Origin of the sequence: Tunturiibacter gelidiferens (assembly GCF_051013345.1) — a bacterium.
GTDB classification, from domain to species: Bacteria; Acidobacteriota; Terriglobia; order Terriglobales; family Acidobacteriaceae; genus Edaphobacter; species Edaphobacter gelidiferens_A.
Genome location: NZ_CP132939.1, coordinates 3,020,160 through 3,041,013 on the forward strand (window position 1 = coordinate 3,020,160; position 20,854 = coordinate 3,041,013).

The window sequence follows — 20,854 nt, forward strand, 5'->3', positions numbered from 1 at the left end:
GTAAGTCCGCGAAAGAAAGCTGGGATCGATGCTGTTTTTCAAGTGGGCCAAAGCGCAGATGAGGCGTGTGGTTGGCAATCGACGGCGACTGGCTGTCGCGAGGGGAGCGTACGTCAGTCTGGTTGGGGTGCTCGCCCTTGGCAGCGTCCTCGCGTTTCTTCCTCGAATTCAGGCTCATTCCGATTTGAGCCAGACACAGCAGAAGATCACAGACGAAGCTGCAGTCCGCAAAGAGTATGCGGACAAGGTCGCCAGAAGCTACAACTTCGCCTTCGGAAAAGGAAATATTTCAACACCTGGAAATGCCGCCGTCGAGGGCGACACCTTTCTCGAGCCCGATGCGTTCCCGACAGCCGACTACTGTGGTCACTGTCACAAAGAGGCGTACCACCAGTGGCGACAGTCTTTGCACTCCAACTCATTTCGAACGCCGTTCTATCGCACGAGCGTGAATATCCTTATCAGGACTAAGGGAATCGAGTTTTCCCGTCATTGCGATAGCTGCCACAATCCGATCGCCGTCCTGGGTGGCGGGTTAACCCAGAACTCATTGGTTGACCGAAAGTTCGATCAGGATGGGCTGACCTGCACCACGTGCCATTCCGTGCAGAAGCTGCAGTCGACGCTGGGCAACGGCGGCTATGTCATGGGCGTACCCGCAGTTCTGGTTGATGAAAAGGGCGTTCGCATACCGGGCATGGTGCCGGACTCGGAGATATTGGCCCACCTCGATCGGCATTCCAAGGCGGTGATGCAGACCTTTTACCGGACGCCCGAATTTTGCTCCGCCTGCCACAAAGCCAATTTGCCAAACCCGCTGAATGATTACAAATGGATTCGCGCGTTTACCGCATACGATGAGTGGCAGAACTCGAAGTTTTCCCAGCGAAATCCTCTCACGTTCTATCAAGCTGATTTCACCACCTGTCAAGGCTGTCACATGAAGCGCGCGTCGAATGCACTGCCCGAGCCCGGAGCGAAGAATGGTACATTCGCCTCGCACCGCTGGACCGCGGGCAATACCGCCGTTCCCTTCTACTACGGGTTTGATGAGCAGCTGGAGAAGACGGTCGAATTCCTGAAGACAGGCAACTATCTCAACGTTGATCTATTTGCTATTCGCAAGGCAAATGAAGACAAACTGATCGCGCCCCTGGGTTCGACAGCGTTTACTCTTGCTCCGGGTGATGTCGTGCAGGCCATGGCCGTGATCCAGAACAAAAATATCGGGCACTCTCTCATTCCCGAAGTGCGCGACCTGTACGAGGCCTGGGTAGAATTTGTCGTCACGGACTCGAACGGAAAAGAGATCTATCACAGCGGTTTCATCAAGCCAGATGGAATGCTGGATGAGCGGGCACACAGCTTTACGAACCGCCCAGTCAACACGGACGGGGGTTTGTCGACAATCACAAAGTATGGACGATCCATTCCGTCGCATATGACAACACGGTTCAGGCAGGCCGATCGTCCCTCATCCGCTATGAGTTTCGCATTCCCCCGGAGGCGAAGGGAACGGTAACTGTAACTGCCAGAGTCAACTATCGACATCTCCGGCAGAGCTATCTCAACAATATTTTTGGTAAGGATCACGTTGCGTATCCGATCGTTGAGCTCGCGTCTCGCACCCGCGTGTTCAACATCGGGGACAATCATTTCAGCACGCCGGATCCTCGCGATAACGCTGACTGGATGCGTTGGAATAATCTTGGCATCGCCTATCTCGATCAGCTGCAGTACAGCGACGCGATCCAGGCTTTTTCCCAGGTCATCAAGCTGCGTCCTGACTATGCGGATGGCTACACCAATATCGGCCTGACCAATATCGAATGGGAAAAATACGCCTCAGCTCGCGCGGGACTTGAAAAAGCATTGGAGCTAAGCCCCAACAATGCGCGTGCTCTTTACTATCTCGCATTGGTAGAACGGCGAGCGGGGCATCCCGACGCTGAAGTCGAAGATTTGAAAAAGTTCTGGCACAGTACCCTCAATCGCGAGATGCTCGTCGCGAGCTTGGGATCTCTTATTACCAACAACGTAGGCCTCAGGAAGCGATGGAACAGTTTGAAGCGTTACAAGCGATCGACCCTGATGACCTGACCGCGCATTACAACCTTGCGCTACTCTACCGTCGTGCCGGTATGAAGGATAAAGCGAAGGAACAATCCGCGAAGTTTGTCACGAAGAAGATAGATCCTGGCGCTCCTACTTATTCCCTGGATTTTCTGCGCAAGCATCCTGAGATCTCGATCGAGAGCGTGCCGTGGCATGTACATAAGGATGTATCGCATCCCGAAGTTACGATTGCTGGCGGGGAGCACTAAAGCGCACCGCATTCGTAACCCTCCCTGACTTTTCGGCATACCAGAAAACACTCTACCGTAGGATCCTTCCTATGCCAGTGAGGATTACACGAAGGGGAAATAGCGTGAGCAAAAAGTGTTGGATCGCATTTGTATTTACGGTGATCGCAGGTACATTGATCAGTCCTGTGCGATGTCGGGCCGAAGTCCAATGTCCCTGGCTAAATGCAGCGACGGCCGCGGGTGTTTTGGGCGGCGATGTTCAGGCGACCGCGACCGCTCTTACGTCACAAGGCGACACCACCTGCGACTTCAAGCGCAATCAGCATTCGGCTGTTTTTGAGCTGACAATCGCCGTGCACACGATGGCTCTTCCCTCGAAAGACTTTGCCACCTATCTTGCGCGATGCCCCGGTACGGTGGTCCCACTGAAGGCGATTGGCAATGAAGCGGTCCAGTGTGTCGCGAGTAGCAACTCCCTCAACGGAGGGGAGCAGATCATCGGTCGGGTACGAGACCGTGTTTTCGTCATCGACATCAAGAGAGGCTCGCCGAGACCGTCAGTGTCAACCCAAAATGGCTTGAGCGATGAAGCGAGAAACGTTGCCGAACAGGTAGCGGGGGCGCTCTTTTAGACATGTTCTTTATCTCTCGTTCTTTGCGCATGCATCTCGACTTGATCAAGATCTGTTTCGTTTGCTGTGTGGGAGTAGTTTCGATTCCCTATGCGCAGCCCCAGCAAAACGCCGGTGCGAGCGCATCGAATGCTTCAACCGATTCAGCCCAACATGGCCCGAGCCCAACAGAGGAAGCACAGCGGCTAATCTCCCGTGGTCAGTTGAGCGAAGCGGAGACTCGTTTAAACTCCCTGGCAACGCAGCAGCCGGAGCCGGCGGGAGTAGAGCGTATGCGTGGCATGATTCACTACCAGCGCAATAACTTTGCGGCGGCGAATTCAGCCTTCGAAAAAGCCATGGTTCAGGATGGTAACGATCTGATGGCGATACAGATGCGCGGTGTGACGCTATATCGCATGGGGCAACCCGCCGCAGCCATTCCTCTTCTTGAACGCGCGAACAGCCCAATCGCGAGTGTCAATGCCGATGGAACTTATGTTTTGGCGGTCTGTTATCTCGATGTGCATCGATACGATGATGCGCGTCGCATTTTTGCCGAACAGTACAAAATCCCAGCCGAATCAGCAGCATCATATTTATTCTTGGGGCGTATGCTGTTCCGCCGCAACTACCCCGCCGAGTCCGAGCAGATGGTACGCAAAGCACTCCAAATCGAACCAAAATTGCCTTTGGCTCATCTGCTGTTGGGACAACTTGCCCTGTCGCGTTCAAACGCCGCTGGAGCTGTCGTTGAATTTGAAGCCGAACGGGCAATCAACCCCATGGATGGGGAGGTGTATGAGCGTCTAGGCGATTCATACCTGCGAGCTCTGCGATACGAAGATGCGCAACAGGCGTTGAACTGTGCGCTTCTCCTAGAGCCAAATTCAACAGGTCCATATATCTTGCTGGGGCAGGTTCTGTTGAAGCGCGATGATGCCTTGACGGCGCTAAACTATCTGCTGCGTGCGGAACATATGGATTCCAGCAATCACCTTATCCACTTGCTGCTGGGGCAGGCCTTCCGCGCTTTGGGGCGCAAGGAAGATGCGACGCGCGAGTACAAAAGCGCAGAGACTATCCAGAATGCTGTCGAAAGCCAAAGATAGTGTCGGGCACGACGCCGTTCTCACTACGCGAATCTTCTTTTGCATGCGGATGGGCCAGGCGCGAATCTGTGAGTAGACACTTGTCCGAGCAGAACTGAAGCTTTGGGTAGAACTCAGTGCGCTGCAGAAGGGCTCCAGGAGCGCATCGAAGGCCGGTTATCTACTTAGCCTGATTGCGAATTGCACAACTCGAGGGTCGGTTGTAGTAGCTGTGATACTGCCGAACGCGGGGGAACCAAAACTGCCGTTGGGCTGCGCGAACTCAGGTGTATTGGTAACGTTGAACATCTCGGCGCGGAACTCCAGGTCAGCTTTTTCGACAAGTCGCGTTCGCTTGATGAGAGAGACGTCCAGGTCGCGGTAGGCAGGGCCGCGCACGGGATTGCGAGATGCGGTACCAATGACGAATTGAGGTGCGGTGCTGAATGCGGCCGTATTGAAGTATCGCGCGGGGGTACGCTGGCCGGCCGTCAAATGAGGGTTGCCAATGATGTTGGGGCGCTGAAGAGAAAAACCAGCGAAAGAATTGTTATTGGTGGCCTGCGTGACGGTGACGGGCATCCCCGACTGTAGCGAGAGGATGGTATTGAAGCTCCAGCCTCCAAGCAGTGCATTGCCCACGCTAGTCGAGGCGAAGCGATGATTTCGCCCAGCCGGCAAATCATAGATGCCGCTGAACGAGGTTACGTTGGGCATATCGCCATTTGATGAGTCGCGTTCCAGATAGGGGCGGAAGGTGTCCGCTGCGATGAGAGAGCTTGTGTTGGGTGAGGAGAGAACGGTGGAGGAGAAGACGGAAGACGCATCGTCAATGAGTTTGGAGTGCGCATAAGCAAAGAGGAAGGAAAGGCCGTGGGAGAAGCGCTGTTCGGCCTTGGCCTCAATTGCGTTGTAGTTGGTGGTTCCCGAGTTATGGCGGTACGTTGCGACGTTTTGGAAGCGAGGGTAAGGTTTGATGAGCTGTGCGGCTGCGATGTTCTTCGTATCGAGTGAACTGGATGGCGGCAGCTGGCCGAAGTAAGGATTTGTGACTGGGGTTAGCAGCGAAGAGCCCTGCGCGAGTTGATCGGCCGTGAGCTGGTTAAGATTCGAGTCGGGGATACCGACGTGAATGATGTTCGACCCGACGTATGCAATCTCGACAGATAGATTGTTGGTCACGGCGCGCTGAACGGCGAGGTTCCACTGCTGGACGTAGCCGGAACCGGCGGTACGATCGGCTGTGTACACGCTCTGGCCAAGACCGGCGTTGGGGGTGAGCGGAATGGGTGCCACGGAAGGTCCGTGCGAGAGTGCAAAGGCGGCGTTCACGCTGTCCTGTGTCTTCTGCGTGACGCTTTGAATGAAAGGGAACTGAGGAACAGTAAATGGGGTTGTGATTCCGGACTGGTCGATAAAGACAATTCCAAAGCCAGAGCGAATAACCGTCTTCTCGGTCGCGAGATAGGTAAACCCTAGACGAGGAGCGACATTGCCGTAGTGGAGTTCCCGGGCACTGCGCGAGTTTCCATCGACGCCGACGTAGTCAAGCTGTTGTGTCGCGAGGTTGAAGACGGCTCCCTGGTTGGTCTTTTCAGTTGAGGGATGGTGCAGAGTCCAGCGGGCCCCGAAGTTGAGTGTCAGGCGATTGGAGGCCTTCCAGTCGTCCTGTAGAAAATATTCCTCGATGTAGTCGCGAGGACGGAGCTTAGCGTGTTGCAGGTCTATCTGAAAAGTATCGACCTGGCCTAGAAGAAAACTGGCGATGGAGTTGCCGTTGGCGAGCTTATCGCCGGGGGCGAGGACAAGACCCTGTTGATTGGTGCCGGTGGTGGTGAAGGCAAAGGATCCGGTGGGGTTGGGTGGCGAAACAGTATTAAGTTGGTACCAACGGAAGTCGATGCCAGCCTTAATGGCGTGGGCGCCGCGTGTGTAGACAGCCGTGTCGACGACCTGCCAAACCGAGGTCTGGAAGTTCGCGAAGGTGCTTGCGGAGGGACCAAGCTGCTGGATGCCAGTGAGCGTAAAGAGGGGAAGGGCGTTATTGAACGCTGCGTTGATAGGGATGCCGGGGATGCCAAGCGCGGTGGAGGCGGTGCTGCCAAGTTCAGGACCGATGATGTTGTTGCTGCGACGAGTGTAGCCGCCGGTGAGGTTGTTGACCAGTCGTGGGGAGAAGGTATGGGTCTCGTTGGCGACGGCCTGTTGTCCCCGCACGTTCGAGAGTCCAGGGACTCCACCCGTACCGAGAGCGGATCCGCTGATGAGGCCGCTGCCATCGGGCAACGGGGTGACGGGCTGCTCGACTTCGTTGTAATAGGTGTAGCGGCCAAAGGCGTGGTCACGAGTACCGTACGCACCGTCGACGCGAACGTCGAACTGATTCTGATGGTCCGCGTCGTTAGCAGTGCGGCTGTAGTTGTTGGCGGCATTGCCGTTGGTGGGAAGTGGAAAGCGTGCAAGGAGAGCCTGTGCGGCAGGATCGAACGGTATGTTGATGACGTCTCCCGGAAATTCCTGCCTCACATTCTTTCCATTGACGATGGTTGTAGTCGCGGGATTGTAGATATGCGAGACATTCCGGAAGATGCCGTTACGTTCGTTGATCGTGGGGATCGTCGAGGTCAGGGTGCGGCCGATGAGCTGCTTAATTCCCTGATAGTCGCCGAAAAAGAAGAGCCGATTGCGGAGGATAGGCGCGCCGAGGGTAGCGCCATAGAGGTTGCGACGGTACTCAGGCCTGCGGCCCGTCGGCGCGAAGTAGTTGCGTGCATTAAGATCTTCGTTGCGAAGATATTCAAAGAGGCTGCCGTGCACGTCGCTGGAGCCCGACTGGGTGGCGACGTTGACCACACCACCGTTGAAGCGGCCGAACTCCGCTGGCACGTTATTGGCTTCGATGGTGAACTCCGCAACGTCGTCGAGGATAGGAAAGAAGGCGACCTGACCAGGTTCAGGCTGCAGCGCGGAGATGCCGTCGTAGATGTACTCATTGGTGCGTGGGCGACCGCCATTAATGCGAGGAAGCAAGGTTCCGGGAGGCAACTCTACCCCGGGGCCAGCGTCGTGAGTTGAATGAAGTTTCTTGTGTTGAGCGGAATGGCGGCAACAATGGCGCCCGAGATGTTGGTCTCCATATTGCTGGTCTCGGCTTGCAGGAGTGGCGCGTCGCTGTTGACGGTTACAGTCTGTTGATCGCCTCCGAGGTTCAGTGTGAGATCAAGACTCACAGTCTGTCCGACGATGACGGTGACGCCCTCCCGATCCAGGTTCTTGAACCCCGGCGCCTTTACTTCCACACGATAAGAGCCCGGATTGAGATGGATGAAAAGATAATCTCCCGAGCTGGAGGTGGCCGTCGACTGATGCAGATTCGTAGAAGACTCGATTAATTCAACCGCTGCATTTGCGATCGCGACTCCAGAGGCATCGAAAACGCGGCCCTTCAGATCCGCTGCGACTTGAGCGGAGGTTATCCCTCCATCTAGCAAGACAAAGAGGAAAAGGGCGCAAGAGAGACTATGAAGCTTCATGAAGTCCGCTCCTGGAAACGCAGCTTTGAAGTGTGCGTCCGGTGGTAATAGGGATTAGCGCGAACAGTCGAGCTGAAGACTCGCCTCCCCGTACGTGTTCCAGTCGAATAGTACGAAGTTAGTCGATTCAAATCGTATAGTCAAACGATTCGTCCAGGCGCGGACAAGGCACCCGATTGCGTCTACGAGGGATCGTCAAGACGCTCAATCATTACGTCGGTCGACTTAATGAGAGCAGCTGCAAGATCGCCTTTCTTCAACTGAAGCTCGCGAACCGCATTTGCGGTGATGATTGCCGTCACATGCGTGTCTCCTACAGAGAGCACAACCTCGGCGAGCAGCCCTTGTATCTGGATGCTGACAACTTTACCGGCAAGTTGATTTCGGCCGCTAACCCGTCGATATCGCTGTCGCGAGTTGGCTGCGGGTTTCATCTGGTCTTTCGTCAGAAATGGCTTCAAAGCTGCCTCTGACAAGCGATGGTGCCCGCCGGGAGTCTGAACGGTCTTCAACTTTCCGCTCAATATCCATTGTTTGATCGTTGGGTAGCTCACGCCCAGCATGCGCGATGCTTCACGAGGAGTCAGCATTTGGCGAGTCTTTGACATGGCCTACAGTTTTAGCATTTTTTTTGGTCGTTGAAACGTTGAATTTTACCTAAGCGGCGTCATCGATTGGAGCATCGTGGGAATCAGCTCCGAAACCGTTGGATGAATGTGAACCGCGTGAGAGAGAGTAGTGTACGGGGCACCTGCGTACATTGTACTCAGGATGCAATGAATGGCCTCGTCTCCGCCGGTTCCCAGGATGGCGGCTCCCAGAATTTTTTGCTCTCTGCGTCCACCAGTACCTTCATGAAACCCTGCGACTCTCCCTTCTCGACGGCACGTCCAACTTTCGTCATTGGGCGAGTTCCAATCAGGGCAGCGCGTCCACTCTCGCGCACCTGCGTTTCAGTAAGGCCGACCTGCGCCAGAGGGGGTCAATGTAAAGGGCGCTTACAGGGATGCGGTCACTGACTCGCCGCGAGGCTTTATCGAGGAGATTATCAGCGACAATTTCAAAGTCGTTGTAAGAGGTGTGAGTAAAAGCTCCTCTACCGTTACAATCTCCCAGCGCCCAGATTCCCGAAACGGATGTTTGGAGCTGGTCGTCTACAGTGATGTAGCCGCGCTCATCGGTCTGCACTCCGGCGGCTATCAGCCCCAGGTCGTCTGTGTTCGGCCGTCTTCCAACGGCAAGAAGGATGCGCGATCCCGTCACCTTGGGATGACCCTCAAGGCAGTCGAGCCCAATCGCTACTCCTTTGCCATCGTTTTCAAGTCGGATACAGTTCGCGTCAAGACGAAGCTGAATGCCCTCGGACTGCAGTATCTCCTGAATACCAGATGAGAGATCTTGATCCTCATTGGGTACGAGTCGCGACTTGCGCTCGACGACTGTCACCTCAGCACCGAAACGGCGATACATCTGCGCAAACTCCAACCCGACATAGCTCCCACCGACGACAATGAGATGTTGTGGCAGCTCATCAAGATCGAGGATGGTCGTGCTGGTCAGCAAAGGAACCTCGCGGACCCCAGGCATATCTGGTACAGACGGCCTCGCGCCAACGTTCAGAAAGACATTCTTCGCGCGAATCACTTCGTCACCAACCCGAATCTCATTTGGAGACTCGAAGCGGGCTGTCCCTGTAAAGACGGTGCATCGCTCCATACCCCGTAGCCAGCTTTCGACGCCTGTCCGAGACTTCATAACGATGGCGTCTTTGCGAGCCAAAACTTGCTTCATATCGACGCTCACCGGTTCGTGTCGTATGACTCCGAAGTCGCTGCCCCGGCGTGCAATATGCGCTGCGTGCGCGCTCGCGACCATGGCTTTGGTCGGAGTGCATCCGTTATTGACGCACGTTCCCCCGAACAGCTTGCGCTCGACAATGGCAACCGTCCAGCCGGCTTGCGTGAGTCGGCCTGCCAACGACGGTCCTGCCTGTCCGGCACCAACGATGATTGCATCGAAGTCTTGTTTCATCCGAGTCTCGTGACAACCACAATAGCAATTATGATCGCGACGGCGTCTTCAAGCAAAGCGGCAGGGAGATCTTTTCCAAAGACCTCACCAAGTTTGGTGCGTGCAGCGGCTCCACCAAGGTTGCCACTAACTCTTTTGAGGGGCTCTGGCGGTGGCTGCAGATCAAGAGCTTGTCGCATCTAAAGACCAAGCTCCGTAAGGCTTGGGTGTTCATCCGGACGCCGACCGAGCGGCCAATGAAAGAGACGCTCGCTCTCTTTGATCGGGAGATCGTTAATGCATGCATAACGATGATGCATCACACCGTCGCTGTCGAACTCCCAGTTTTCATTGCCGTAAGAGCGGTACCACTGTCCGGCTGCGTCATGCGACTCATAGGCAAAACGGACCGCGATGCGGGAGCCTCCAAAGGCCCACAACTCCTTGATGAGCCGATAATCCAGCTCCTTTTGCCACTTGCGAGTGAGAAATTGAATGATCTGCTCTCGCCCGTTGACGAACTCAGAGCGATTGCGCCACTTGCTGTCGAGAGTATAAGCAAGGCAGACTTGCTCGGGATTGCGCGAGTTCCAGCCGTCCTCGGCCTTGCGTACCTTAAGGACAGCCGTCTCCTGGGTGAACGGCGGGACGAGTGTGACTGCCTGTTCCTTGCTCATATCTCTGCTCCTTCCGGCTACACCGGTGATCGGTAATCGTAAACTATCTGTGAAGCATTACGGTCAGAACAAAAGCACACAACGTTTCGTCTGCATCTTCAATCCAGTGGTCCGGTCGAGATGGACTGGCACAGCTCCGGATAGAAAGGCCGTCTCCGATCAGACGTTGGCAGCCTTATCGTACTGACACCGGCTAAGCGAGACAGCCTGCTCTGGCGTGAGCCAAGGATTACCCAAGAGAACTATAAGAGAGGAGGGGAGGTGGGGGATCTTCCCATGGCTCGCAAAAATCGCAGCTGGGGGAGATCCTGTTGATATCGCAACCTTTCTCTTATGCTAGTTTGTAAGAGAAACATTCTGGGTGCCTGCGAGGGCATAAAAGGGAAGCCGGTGTAAGTCCGGCATGGTCCCGCCACTGTAATCAGGAAAAGACTCTTCACTGGCCACTCAATCCATCGGGGAAGGCGAAGTGTCAGGAGCTGCTCAACAGCAGCTTCGCCTGTAAATCAGGAGACCTACCCAGGAGAAGTCGTGATTCTACCCCGCGTGGAAACGGGGGCGATCGCTCACTCATCCTGAGCTTAGCCTGATTACCACGCCATTTTTGAGGCGTAAATGCTGCTATCGAAGTTAAGCTCTTCTTCCGCCAAAACGATTCCGTCTGTTCTGGCGGTCGCGTGCTTTTTCACGATCACATCCTTTCTGCACGCCGCAACTGGCGGCAGCATCTCCGGCGCCATCACAGACCGGAGCGGGGCCGTTGTCGTAGGAGCAGCTCTCAAGCTGGTCAACACCGCCCAGCAGACAACCTACAACGCAGTGTCCGACAAGCAGGGCTTTTACACCTTCCCAAATCTTCCCGTAGGCCACTACGACATGGACATCGCCGCGATAGGCTTCAACGCGCAGCGAAAAACCGACCTGTCCGTTGACGCCGACTCCGCTCTACGTGTCAACGCGTCCCTCGAGATCGGCACACGATCCGACGTCGTAACCGTCACCAGCGAGGCCGGCGTTCAGGTTGACACCACCGCAACTCATCTGGGCGAAGTAGTCTCCGGCGATCAGATGACCGCTATCCCCCTCAACGGCCGCAGCTACACCGATCTGCTCGCCATCCAGCCCGGCGTCGCTCCTATCTCAACCCTCCTGCCAACCTCTGTCATCATGGCCGGGGTCACCGGCGGCATCGATCCCTCCGGCGATGCAAACCCCGGCAACCTCTCCATCAACGGCCAGCGCGAATCCTCCAACGGATTCCTGGTCAACGGAATCGACGTCCAGGAACACATGAACGGAGGCACCTCCGTCATCCCGAACCTCGACTCCGTCGAAGAGTTCCGTGTCCTGACTGCCAACTTCGATCCCGAGTATGGCAACTATAACGGCGGCATCATCACCGTCGTGAGCAAATCAGGAACTAACCGCTTTCACGGCAAAGCCTTCGAGTTCTTCCGGAACACTAACCTCGACGCGAAGGGATACTTCGATCAAACTCGCGCCGCCTTCAAACAAAATCAGTTCGGCGGAGCCATCGGCGGCCCCATCAAGCGCGACAAGATCTTCTTCTTCGCCGACTACCAGGGAACCCGAACCACGCAAGGCGTCTCCACCGGAAACATCTCAGTTCCCTCACTCGCCCAACGCACCGGCACCTTCGACGACCTCACCGGATCTGTCAGCGGCCCCTATCTAGCGTCGCTGCTCTGTCAGCAGCTGGGCCACACCATCACCGCTGGGGAACCCTACACCAGCGTCTTTCCCGATGGAAATATCCCGCAGAGCGCATGGTCGGCTCCTGCAAAAAATCTCCTTCAATACATCCCATCCCCGAACGTAGGCCAGAACCAATTCTCCACCTCCGCCTTCTCCCAAACCGTCCGCGACGACAAAGGCTCCGCGCGCATTGACGGCAACAGCCGCTTCGGCCAGCTCTCCGCCTACTACTTCATTGACGACTACAACCTCGACAACCCCTACCCCGGCTCCGTCGCAGGAGCAAGCATCCCCGGCTTCGATGCTCTCTTCATCGGTCGTGCTCAACTCTTCTCCGTAGGCAATACCAAGGTCATCGGAGCAAACACCGTCAACGAATTTCACGCGGGCTATCTGCGCAACGCCAATATCGTCGGCCAGCCGAAGGGCGGACTCGGCGTCAGCCTGGCCTCGCAGGGCTTCACCACCGGCGCGAACACATCCGGCATCTTCGTTCAGGCGCCGCACTTCGAAGGTGTCGAAAACATCACCTTCCCGACCTTCGTTATGGGCGTCCCCATCACCAACCTTACCCAGATCAATAACACCTTCTACCTCAGCGACGGCGTCTCCCGTTCCATCGGTGCGCACACCATCAAGCTCGGCGGCCAATTCCACATCGACGAGGTCAATGAACATCCCAACGCCACCTTCAACGGTACCTTCAACATCAACGGCACCGAAACCGGAGACCCCTACGCCGACTTTCTCCTCGGCACTCCGAGCAACTTCACGCAATCCTCCGGCCGGCCGTTCTATCTGCGCAACCACTACCTCGGCCTCTACGTGCAAGACAGCTGGCGCGCCCGCAGCGATCTCACCATCAACGCTGGCCTGCGTTGGGACGTCATCGCACCCTGGTCCGAAAAATACGATCAACTTCAGACCTATATCCTCGGAGCACAATCAACGCTCTATCCCGGCGCCCCAACGGGCTTCGTCGTCGCCGGCGATCCAGGCGTTCCCAACGGCATCGCTCCTATCAGCTACAAGAACTTCGCCCCGCGCATCGGCTTCGCCTACTCTCCAAAGTTCGATCACGGCTTTTGGAGCAAAGTCTTCGGAGCCAGCGGCCAGTCCAGCATCCGCGCCAGCTACGGCCTCTTCTACACTGCCTTCCCCGGCCTTTCCGCCGGAATCATGTACGCCGTCCCACCCTTCGGCTTCAACTACCTCAGCCCCGGCCCTCCGCTACTGGCGACGCCCTTCATCACCGCCGCCACCGGAGCCAACAACGGACAGCGCTTTCCCTTTGCCTTTCCATCTCACAGCGTCTCCGCGTCCAACCCCGACACGTCCGTCAACTGGGCGAACTTCCTTCCGATCGCGGCAGACCCATTCTTCTACTACCGCAACCGTGCCCCTACACGAACAACTACATGCTCTCCCTCCAGCGTCAGATTACGGGTCACATCCTGCTCACCGTAAGCTACGTCGGCAATCAGGGACACCGCATCCTCACCCTCGTCTCCGCCAACCCCGGCAACCCAGCGCTCTGTCTCAGTCTCAGCGGCTGCGGCCCCTTCGGCGAAGACTCCACCTACACGGACAGTGCCGGTCAAACAGTGCAGGGAACTCGCGTAGGCCAGGGTCCCAACTACGGCGAAAACACAGCCGACAAATCCGAAGCCAACTCCAACTACAACGCACTCGAAACCACCCTCCGCTACCAGCACCACGGTTCGCAGTTCCTTCTCAGTTACACCTACGCCAAGTCCATCGACCAGGGCTCAAGCCTCGGCGAACAACTTAACCCCATCGATCCGCGCCAAAGCCGCACCATCTCAGCCTGGGACTTGAAGCACAACTTCGTCGGCAGCTATACCTGGGCGCTTCCGCTCGCCACCCTCCTGCGCAAAAGCAATCGCCTGACAGAAGACTGGAGCCTCTCCGGCATCACTCGCTTCGCCACCGGCTTTCCTGTCACCCTATTCGACAACTCCGACAACTCCCTCATCGGCACCCTCGGCAACGGAGCCAACAACTATCTCCTCGACACCCCGCAGTACCTTCCCGGCGCCCTCAAGATCAACACCAACGGCCGCAATGGCCGCCCAGCCTTCAACACTGCTCTCTTTCCAGAAGAAAATCTCGGCGAACTCGGAAACGCCAAGCGCCGAATCTTCTACGGCCCCGGCATCAGCAACTTCGACATGGCCCTCCAGAAGAATCTCCGCTTCGCCGATGCGAGATCCCTAGAGTTCCGCCTCGAATCCTTCAACACCTTCAACCACACCCAGTTCTACGGTCCCGCCTCAGTCGATGGGCAAGTCGAAGACACACAAAACTTCGGCAAAATCGTCAACGCCGCAGCTCCTCGTCTCGTCCAGCTTGCCGCTAAGTTCTCGTTTTAAAGTAAGCGGGAGCGCAGAAGGCTCTTTTTATGGGCGGGCTTTCTGCTCCTACTGAAAGACACTTCGATTACTGCGAACGGCGGCAACAGGTTGTGAAGACTTGAGGGTCGCAACGTCAACGTGTGGTCGAGCTACGGTTGTTCCAGGCAGCTAAAGATCCACGTAGTCGCCACTGCCCCTTACCTTGCTGAATCTTCCATTCTGAATCAGATTGCTCAGCGATCACCCTGTCTGCGGTGGTCCGAGTGGCGGGGTTGGATGTGCGGCTTTACTACGTGCTTTCGCTGTGGTGCAGACAGGCTAAACCATTGCAAGAGTTCGGTCAGATGAATAGGATTCTTGCCGAATCAATTAGTTCGGAAATTTCAATCGGCCTCTGCGGTGAAATTTTCGCCCCGCAGTTGAACCCCTCCCTTTGAAACGCAAACAACGTGGGGGCACTATCAAGGCACCGTAATTCTCCTGGAGGTAAATCTGATGAAACATATGCGCATCTTCAAAGCCCTGTCCGGTCCGATCGCGCTCGCACTATGCATGTTTGCTAGCGTTACTGCCCGCGCAGACAGGTACCAAGTAGTCCAGCTAAACTCAGATCGGCCGATTCCATACGGAATCGATGACTCAGGCGATGTAGTCCTGGAGGACTTCACGGTCAATTGCGGCGGACACAATCCCTGCTTCGACACGTACGTGTCAGGCCAACTTGTGGACGTTTCAAGTACTGCTCCCCTTCTGGCATACGATAACGGGACACCGTGCTCGATTTCGGGCGCAATCGTTGGACCAGACCTTACGCCAAGATGCAATAACGGGAGAGAACTATTCACCGCTCCTGAGATCAGCGGCCCCGGACAACTTTTGACGGGAACCCCCACTGATCTGGTGCAGATTTCAACAGAGAATGGCATTGATGGGCTGATCAACTCTTTAGGTGACGTAGTAGCGATCGATGGTGCTCATGGCTACACCTACGAATACTTGGACATTACGAGTCGCGTCGGAGTAACCCCTGAACCTTCAACGCTTGCTTTGCTCGGTTCGGGCATCTTCGGCATTGCCGCGATGATGCGTCGCAGACTCCTATCTCAATGATCACGAGTTATTCTGGTAAAAGATTATTGAAGCTCTGCATCTCGGGAGAGCGTAGAAGTTCACCATTCGTTGTTGAGTTTTAGCCCGCGCCTGCCGAAGACTATCTCAATTTCGCGTGCGCTTCAGCCCTCAGGTGCGGTAGACCGAACCGTGGTCGTCTCTGTCGGCAAATCCCATCGGTTTGAACTGTTTCTTGAACTTGATGTGCTGCGGCAGGCCTGACCGTTCAACGCGTTGTCTTCGACTCCTAGGCGTGCCGGGATTCCCATCCTCGCAGGAACTTAAGATCCACGTAGAAAGTTGTGGCATCCATCTCGCCTCGTTGACTTGCTTCTTGACCCAACCTAAGATGACCACCTGATGGCAGACTCGTCTTCTCTTATCGGCCGGACCATCTCTCATTACCACATCGTTGATAAGCTCGGCAGTGGTGGTATGGGCATCGTCTATAAAGCGGAGGACGCTACGCTGCGCCGCTTTGTGGCCCTGAAGTTCCTCTCTGACGGGTTCGCCTCAGACCTGGAAGCACTGAACCGTTTCGACCGCGAGGCCCGTGCTGCATCCGCGCTGAATCATGCCAACATCTGCACTATCTATGAGGTAGGCAAACATGAAGGCCAATCCTTCATCGCTATGGAGTATTTAGAGGGGACGACGCTAAAGTCTCTGATCGCGGGACGACCACTGGATACGGAGCCGGTGCTGTCTTTCGCGATAGAGATTGCCGATGCTCTGGACGCAGCTCATAGTGCCGGCGTCCTTCACCGGGACATCAAACCTGCGAACATCTTCGTGACGGAGCGAGGCCATGCGAAGGTTTTGGATTTCAGTCTCGCTAAGCTTGCTCCAGCGCCGAAAGTAACCAATGACGAGGAGATCACGGCAAGCAAAGATCCGCACCTCAACGATTTAACAAGTTCCGGCAATATAGTGGGAACCATTGCTTACATGTCGCCGGAACAGGCACGAGCCAGGGAACTGGATGCGCGTAGCGATTTGTTCTCGTTTGGAGGGGTTCTCTATGAAATGGCGACGGGACAGGTGCCATTTCGAGGAGGCAGCGCCGCGGAAGTCTTCGACGCCATACTGAATCGCGCTCCGGTGGCTCCGGTCCGATTGAATCCCAATTTACCAGCGGAGTTGGAGAGAATCGTCAACAAGGCGCTCGAGAAGGACCGGACACTGCGTTATCAGAGCGCGGCAGAGATGCGGTCTGACCTGCAGCGGCTGAAGCGGGACATGGACACGGACCGCGTCGCAAAGGCAAGCTTGAGCGCTGCGGATCCGGAGGCGCCTTCCGGTTTGCGGCTGGGCTCCCGGATCGTATCTGCCCGGAAGCCTCTTGCGGTGACGGCTCTGACGCTGATCGCCGTGGTGACCGGAGCGCTCGCCCTGCGATCGCGCCTATCAGCTAATTCGGCGAAGGCGGTGCCGCTCACCGATAAAGACAGTGTGCTGCTGGCGGACTTCGACAACAAGACCGGCGATCCGGTCTTTGACGATGCGCTGAAGCAAGCTCTGACGATTGGACTCAACCAATCGCCCTTCCTGAATATTGTCTCCGATCGCAAGATCGAGGAGACGCTGCGGTTGATGGGCCAGCCGGCGGCGCAACGTATAACGCCGGAGCTGGCACGGGCAGTTTGCATTAGGACGGGCAGCAAGGCGACGGTCCTTGGATCGATCTCCAATCTGGGCGGGGAGTACGTGATCGGGCTGAACGCGGTCAGTTGCGGTGGCGGAGACATCCTTTCGAGTGAGCAAGGGACAGCGGCGGGCAAGCGGGACGTGCTGAAGACTCTGGGAAAGACAACAGGGAAACTACGGACGAAGCTGGGCGAGTCGATGGCCACTGTGGAGAAGTTCGATGTGCCGGTGGAGGCAACCACGCCTTCGCTGGAGGCATTGAAGGCGTATAGCGAGGGGAATAGGGTGGCACGCCGGACCGGTGATGCGGACGGAATTCCCTTCTTTAAGCGTGCGATTGAACTCGATCCAAATTTTGCAATGGCGTATGCGGCACTTGGCGCCTCGTACTTCAATCTGAATCAGAGAGATTTGGCGGCGGAGAATGCGACCAGAGCGTATGAGCTGCGGGATCGGGTAAGCGAGCGCGAAAGATACCGAATCTCGACCACTTACTATCACGCCGTTACGGGAGAGTTGGAGAAAGCGATTGAAGAGTACGTCCTGTGGTCGAGGAGCTATCCCAGGGATGGCACGCCGCCTTTAAATCTCGGTGTCATTTACCAACAGCTTGGGCAATACGACAAAGCAGTGGTCGAGACGCAAGAGGCGCTTCGGCTCGCGTCAAGGACAACGGTTTACGGCAACCTTGCCTTTGAGTACATTGCGCTGGACAGGTTGGATGATGCGGAGAAGATATTGCGAGAGGCCCGGGGAAGGGTTTTGACGGACTCGACATTCGGGGGAATCTCTATCTCCTGGCCTTTCGGCAAGGTGACAGTAAGGGGATGGAGCAACAGCTCGCCTGGGCGGCGGGGCGAACGGGAGATGAAGATGCAATGCTCTCCGGCCAGGCAGACACCGATGCCTATTACGGGAGGCTCGTGCGGGCACGGGATGATTCGCGACGGGCGGTGGAGTCCGCGGTTCGGGTCGGCTCGAAGGAGACTGCGGCGATATGGCGGGCGTTCGCAGGGTTGCGCGAAGCCGAGTTCGGGAACACGGCCGCAGCGAGGGAAAACGCTGATGCAGCGCTATCACTGCAGTCTGGAAGCGATGTCAAATTGCTCGTAGCGCTAACACTTGCTCGGTTGGGGGACACGGCGAAAGCGAAGAGGCTTGTCGAGCAACTGGAGAGGGAGAGAACCGCCTCCACAGATACGATGTTAAAACTTTACTGCCTGCCAACCGTTCATGGTGCGATCGAAATCAGTAAGCACAATCCCTCGCAGGGAATTCTGGATCTGGAAACAGTGGCGCCATATGAACTGGGTGGACCACTAACGTTTCCCTATCTCTACCCAGTGTGGGTTCGGGGACATGCGTATCTGGCAACACAAAACGGAGTAGCGGCTGCCGCTGAGTTTCAGAAGCTGATCGATCATCCGGGCATTAGTATGAATCAGCCGATTGGGTCACTGGCGCATCTCGAGCTGGGTAGGGCGTATATCCTGTCGGGCGACAAAGTAAAAGCGCGTGCCGCCTACCAGAATTTCTTCACGCTCTGGAAAGACGCCAATCCCGACATCCCGATCTTTATTGCAGCTAAGTCGGAATATGCGAAGCTGCAATAACCAAAGGAAAAATGTGCTATTCACGCGGAAGTAGGGTTTCCTGCGTGGTGCCGGTTAGTCGGCTAACGTGCCAGAACCTCCCGCCCCATCCTGGTGAACCCTGCGAACGATCCTACCGCGGTCAATTCTAGCCGCCCTCAGCCACTCGTCCAACTGCCCTTTCTCGGGATCGGAATCGTTTGGACGTGTCCTGCCTCGCCCACCAAATCGACAATTGCCCAGTGTTCTTCGCGTTGCTGTAGGTCATCAATCCTCAGGCCAACGGCTTCGTGTCGCCTCAGCCCACGCGCAGCCGGGAACCCGGAAGATTGAAGGCCCTCCATGAGTATCTCGAACGCTCGATGAGTTCTATAAAAAGGGATGTCAAGAAAAAGTTTCTCCCTCGACCGGACGCCGAGAAGATTTTTGTCTCGAGATCCAGCCCACTGCCTGTGAACGTGCCCCTCGATTCGCTCGAGAGGTTTGTCTTGGCTTGTTTGCCATTCCGTGGCTTGCATCTTCCGGTGGTGACGACGCCAATCGAGTCTTAGACTTGGGCAAGCGGACCTGGTATTTGAATGTCAACCATGGTTCTATTTGAGGCTCGTGGCCTATCGCTATTTCTGGTTATCCGAGGAGGCATAGCGTGCATTAGTGACTCGGTGCCGAAGCACACAAGGCCGAACTCATTGACTGATACTCACCTCGAACCGAGCGTCTCGAGAACCCGACCGACCACCACCTAAGAGAATGGCCGGAGATGGAAAGGCCTCCTTATCAGAGACGCTCAAGCTTCTTGCCGATGCAATTGTGTGGCGTCGAAATCCACTCCTTTCTTCCAAATCGTTAGAGTGATGCTGGCAATCTTGCGTGCCAGGGTGAGACGCGCCATCGTCGGTCGCATTCCTTTTTCAAGAAGAGCAACATAGAAATCGTACAGGGGGCCAGGGTGAGTGCTAGCGGAGATCGCAGCCCCTTTGAAGAGATTCTTCACATCGGGATTATGGTTGTTACTCAGGCCACGCACGGTCATGCGCTCCCGGTTTCGTTGCAGTTTCCCTCGGACGTAGCGATACTCGCCGCTGTCGTGGGTCTCCAGCGCGAAACCACTGTAAGCCCACAGCTGGCGCTTGCTACGGAAACGGTGGGGCGTCTGCAGCTGCGCAACCAGCAAGGCTGCACGAATCGGACCGATCGAAGGAATCTGGCGAAGCAATTTCACGGCATGATGCTTGCGGCTCTCGGTCAGCAAGTCGCGTCGCGCTTGCTGACGCACTGGTTGCAGCAGATCCAGTTGCTGATAGAGCCGTTCGGCCCGGAGACGAACTCCGGGTTCCGGGATCTTGTCTAACCATTCTGTGCGATGCCGCGGTGCATAGACGCTGGTACCGCTACAGGGAATGGCCCAGCTTCGGTAGAGGGCTTTGATCCGATTCATGACTCGTGTGAGATCCTTCGTAATGGTTAGGTAGCTGCGACCTAATTCTTTTATGGTGCGCATCCCGTGCTCGCCATGGTAAACCGACGTGAGCTGGTTGCCACGCAGCAGCTCCGCCAGCTTTCGCGCATCGATTCGGTCACTCTTGCTGCCGTCTTTCAACAGGGCGTTCTTGCGCGGATCGCAGACCACGAGATGGGTGACGTGAGGTTTCAGCAGGTCATGTAACCAGGCCGCAGAGACTCCTTCTTCGAAGGTCACCGATAAACTTCCGTGTAGCCCTTGGAGGAACTCAAGGATCGTGGCCGCTTTCGTCTCCAGAATACTTTCCATGATCAACTTCCCCGGGAATCTGTGACTGCAGCCGAGATCGTTGCTTGGTGGACGTCCATGCCGATATATTTCTCTTGGCTCATAACGCCGCTCCTTTCGGTAGGTGGTGATACGAATAACCACAACCTACAGCAAAGTGGGCGCCTTTTATATTGCGTGCATTGGCGATTAGCAACAATTGAACATACCAGTCAGACGCCTAGCCTCTGTAAAATCCTCTGTCGAGCGGAGAACGTAGTGGGTTGGATTTGCCAGGTGTTTTGTTGGATCACATCCGGGATTCCGCTTAGGTAAGGGGGTGCTTTAAATCGTGCGAGTGAGACTTCCGACGTAAGCCTTCGCCCAGAATGACGTTAGCGTTTGTTAGCGATCGAGTGTAACAGCCCTATCAGCAGTAACTTACAAAGAAGAGCCC

General features: G+C 56.0%; 15 protein-coding genes, 3 pseudogenes and 1 riboswitch. Of the genes and pseudogenes, 11 read left to right on the plus strand and 7 right to left on the minus strand.

The annotated features are described in order from the left end of the window. Positions 1–28 precede the first annotated feature (28 nt). From RBB80_RS14955 to RBB80_RS14980, 6 genes and pseudogenes are all read left to right on the plus strand, one after another. Positions 29–1,522 (plus strand): multiheme c-type cytochrome, encoded by a 1,494-nt coding sequence (locus tag RBB80_RS14955; RefSeq protein WP_433969074.1) that lies wholly within the window; start codon positions 29–31, stop codon positions 1,520–1,522. A gap of 170 nt (positions 1,523–1,692) precedes the next feature. Continuing rightward, positions 1,693–1,911, plus strand: a pseudogene (locus RBB80_RS14960) (tetratricopeptide repeat protein); the annotation flags it as partial. Between the two features lie 62 nt (positions 1,912–1,973). Then, positions 1,974–2,054: pseudogene (locus RBB80_RS14965) on the plus strand (hypothetical protein); the annotation flags it as partial. Beyond that, positions 2,055–2,324, plus strand: coding sequence for a tetratricopeptide repeat protein (locus RBB80_RS14970; protein ID WP_433969075.1), 270 nt, complete (start codon positions 2,055–2,057; stop codon positions 2,322–2,324). It begins immediately after the preceding pseudogene. A 104-nt stretch (positions 2,325–2,428) separates the two neighbouring features. After that, complete coding sequence (locus RBB80_RS14975; protein ID WP_433969076.1) at positions 2,429–2,938, plus strand: hypothetical protein; 510 nt, start codon at positions 2,429–2,431, stop codon at positions 2,936–2,938. A gap of 2 nt (positions 2,939–2,940) precedes the next feature. After that, positions 2,941–4,029, plus strand: coding sequence for a tetratricopeptide repeat protein (locus RBB80_RS14980; protein ID WP_433969077.1), 1,089 nt, complete (start codon positions 2,941–2,943; stop codon positions 4,027–4,029). Positions 4,030–4,185: 156 nt separating this feature from the next. Here RBB80_RS14980 and RBB80_RS14985 read toward each other — a convergent pair whose 3' ends face one another. The 6 genes and pseudogenes from RBB80_RS14985 to RBB80_RS15010 all read right to left on the minus strand — a co-directional run bounded on the left by RBB80_RS14985 (position 4,186) and on the right by RBB80_RS15010 (position 10,228). After that, on the minus strand, positions 4,186–7,038 hold the full coding sequence (locus tag RBB80_RS14985; protein ID WP_433969079.1) for a carboxypeptidase regulatory-like domain-containing protein: 2,853 nt from the start codon (positions 7,036–7,038) through the stop codon (positions 4,186–4,188). A 17-nt stretch (positions 7,039–7,055) separates the two neighbouring features. Beyond that, positions 7,056–7,541 carry a carboxypeptidase-like regulatory domain-containing protein gene (locus RBB80_RS14990; protein WP_433969080.1) on the minus strand — a complete coding sequence of 162 codons (486 nt, stop codon included), beginning with the start codon at positions 7,539–7,541 and terminating at the stop codon, positions 7,056–7,058. 182 nt (positions 7,542–7,723) lie between these two features. Further along, positions 7,724–8,131: a TOBE domain-containing protein gene (locus RBB80_RS14995; RefSeq protein WP_433969081.1), complete on the minus strand. Its 408-nt coding sequence runs from the start codon at positions 8,129–8,131 to the stop codon at positions 7,724–7,726. A gap of 63 nt (positions 8,132–8,194) precedes the next feature. Beyond that, a pseudogene (locus RBB80_RS15000) lies at positions 8,195–8,487 on the minus strand (hypothetical protein). Further along, positions 8,460–9,572 carry a mercuric reductase gene (locus tag RBB80_RS15005; RefSeq protein WP_433969082.1) on the minus strand — a complete coding sequence of 371 codons (1,113 nt, stop codon included), beginning with the start codon at positions 9,570–9,572 and terminating at the stop codon, positions 8,460–8,462. Before RBB80_RS15005 ends, RBB80_RS15000 begins: the two are co-directional and overlap by 28 nt. 179 nt (positions 9,573–9,751) lie before the next feature. Further along, positions 9,752–10,228 (minus strand): DUF1348 family protein, encoded by a 477-nt coding sequence (locus RBB80_RS15010; protein ID WP_433969083.1) that lies wholly within the window; start codon positions 10,226–10,228, stop codon positions 9,752–9,754. Positions 10,229–10,570: 342 nt separating this feature from the next. Further along, positions 10,571–10,765, plus strand: a riboswitch (cobalamin riboswitch). Between the two features lie 78 nt (positions 10,766–10,843). On the opposite strand from RBB80_RS15010, the gene RBB80_RS15015 reads away from it, so the two are divergent. The 5 genes from RBB80_RS15015 (at position 10,844) to RBB80_RS15035 (ending at position 18,689) form a co-directional block, all read left to right on the plus strand. Continuing rightward, positions 10,844–13,411, plus strand: a complete 2,568-nt coding sequence (locus RBB80_RS15015) for a carboxypeptidase regulatory-like domain-containing protein (RefSeq protein WP_433969085.1) — start codon at positions 10,844–10,846, stop codon at positions 13,409–13,411. Further along, positions 13,363–14,337 (plus strand): hypothetical protein, encoded by a 975-nt coding sequence (locus RBB80_RS15020; protein WP_433969086.1) that lies wholly within the window; start codon positions 13,363–13,365, stop codon positions 14,335–14,337. The genes RBB80_RS15015 and RBB80_RS15020 overlap by 49 nt, the downstream gene beginning before the upstream one ends. Positions 14,338–14,814: 477 nt before the next feature. Continuing rightward, positions 14,815–15,429, plus strand: a complete 615-nt coding sequence (locus RBB80_RS15025; RefSeq protein ID WP_433969088.1) for a PEP-CTERM sorting domain-containing protein — start codon at positions 14,815–14,817, stop codon at positions 15,427–15,429. A gap of 360 nt (positions 15,430–15,789) precedes the next feature. Further along, a complete protein-coding gene (locus RBB80_RS15030; protein WP_433969090.1) occupies positions 15,790–18,189 on the plus strand; it encodes a protein kinase domain-containing protein in 2,400 nt (799 codons plus the stop codon). A gap of 89 nt (positions 18,190–18,278) precedes the next feature. After that, a complete protein-coding gene (locus tag RBB80_RS15035; protein ID WP_433969091.1) occupies positions 18,279–18,689 on the plus strand; it encodes a tetratricopeptide repeat protein in 411 nt (136 codons plus the stop codon). A gap of 766 nt (positions 18,690–19,455) precedes the next feature. Here RBB80_RS15035 and RBB80_RS15040 read toward each other — a convergent pair. Beyond that, on the minus strand, positions 19,456–20,439 hold the full coding sequence (locus tag RBB80_RS15040; RefSeq protein WP_433964555.1) for a transposase: 984 nt from the start codon (positions 20,437–20,439) through the stop codon (positions 19,456–19,458). Between the last annotated feature and the right edge of the window lie 415 nt (positions 20,440–20,854).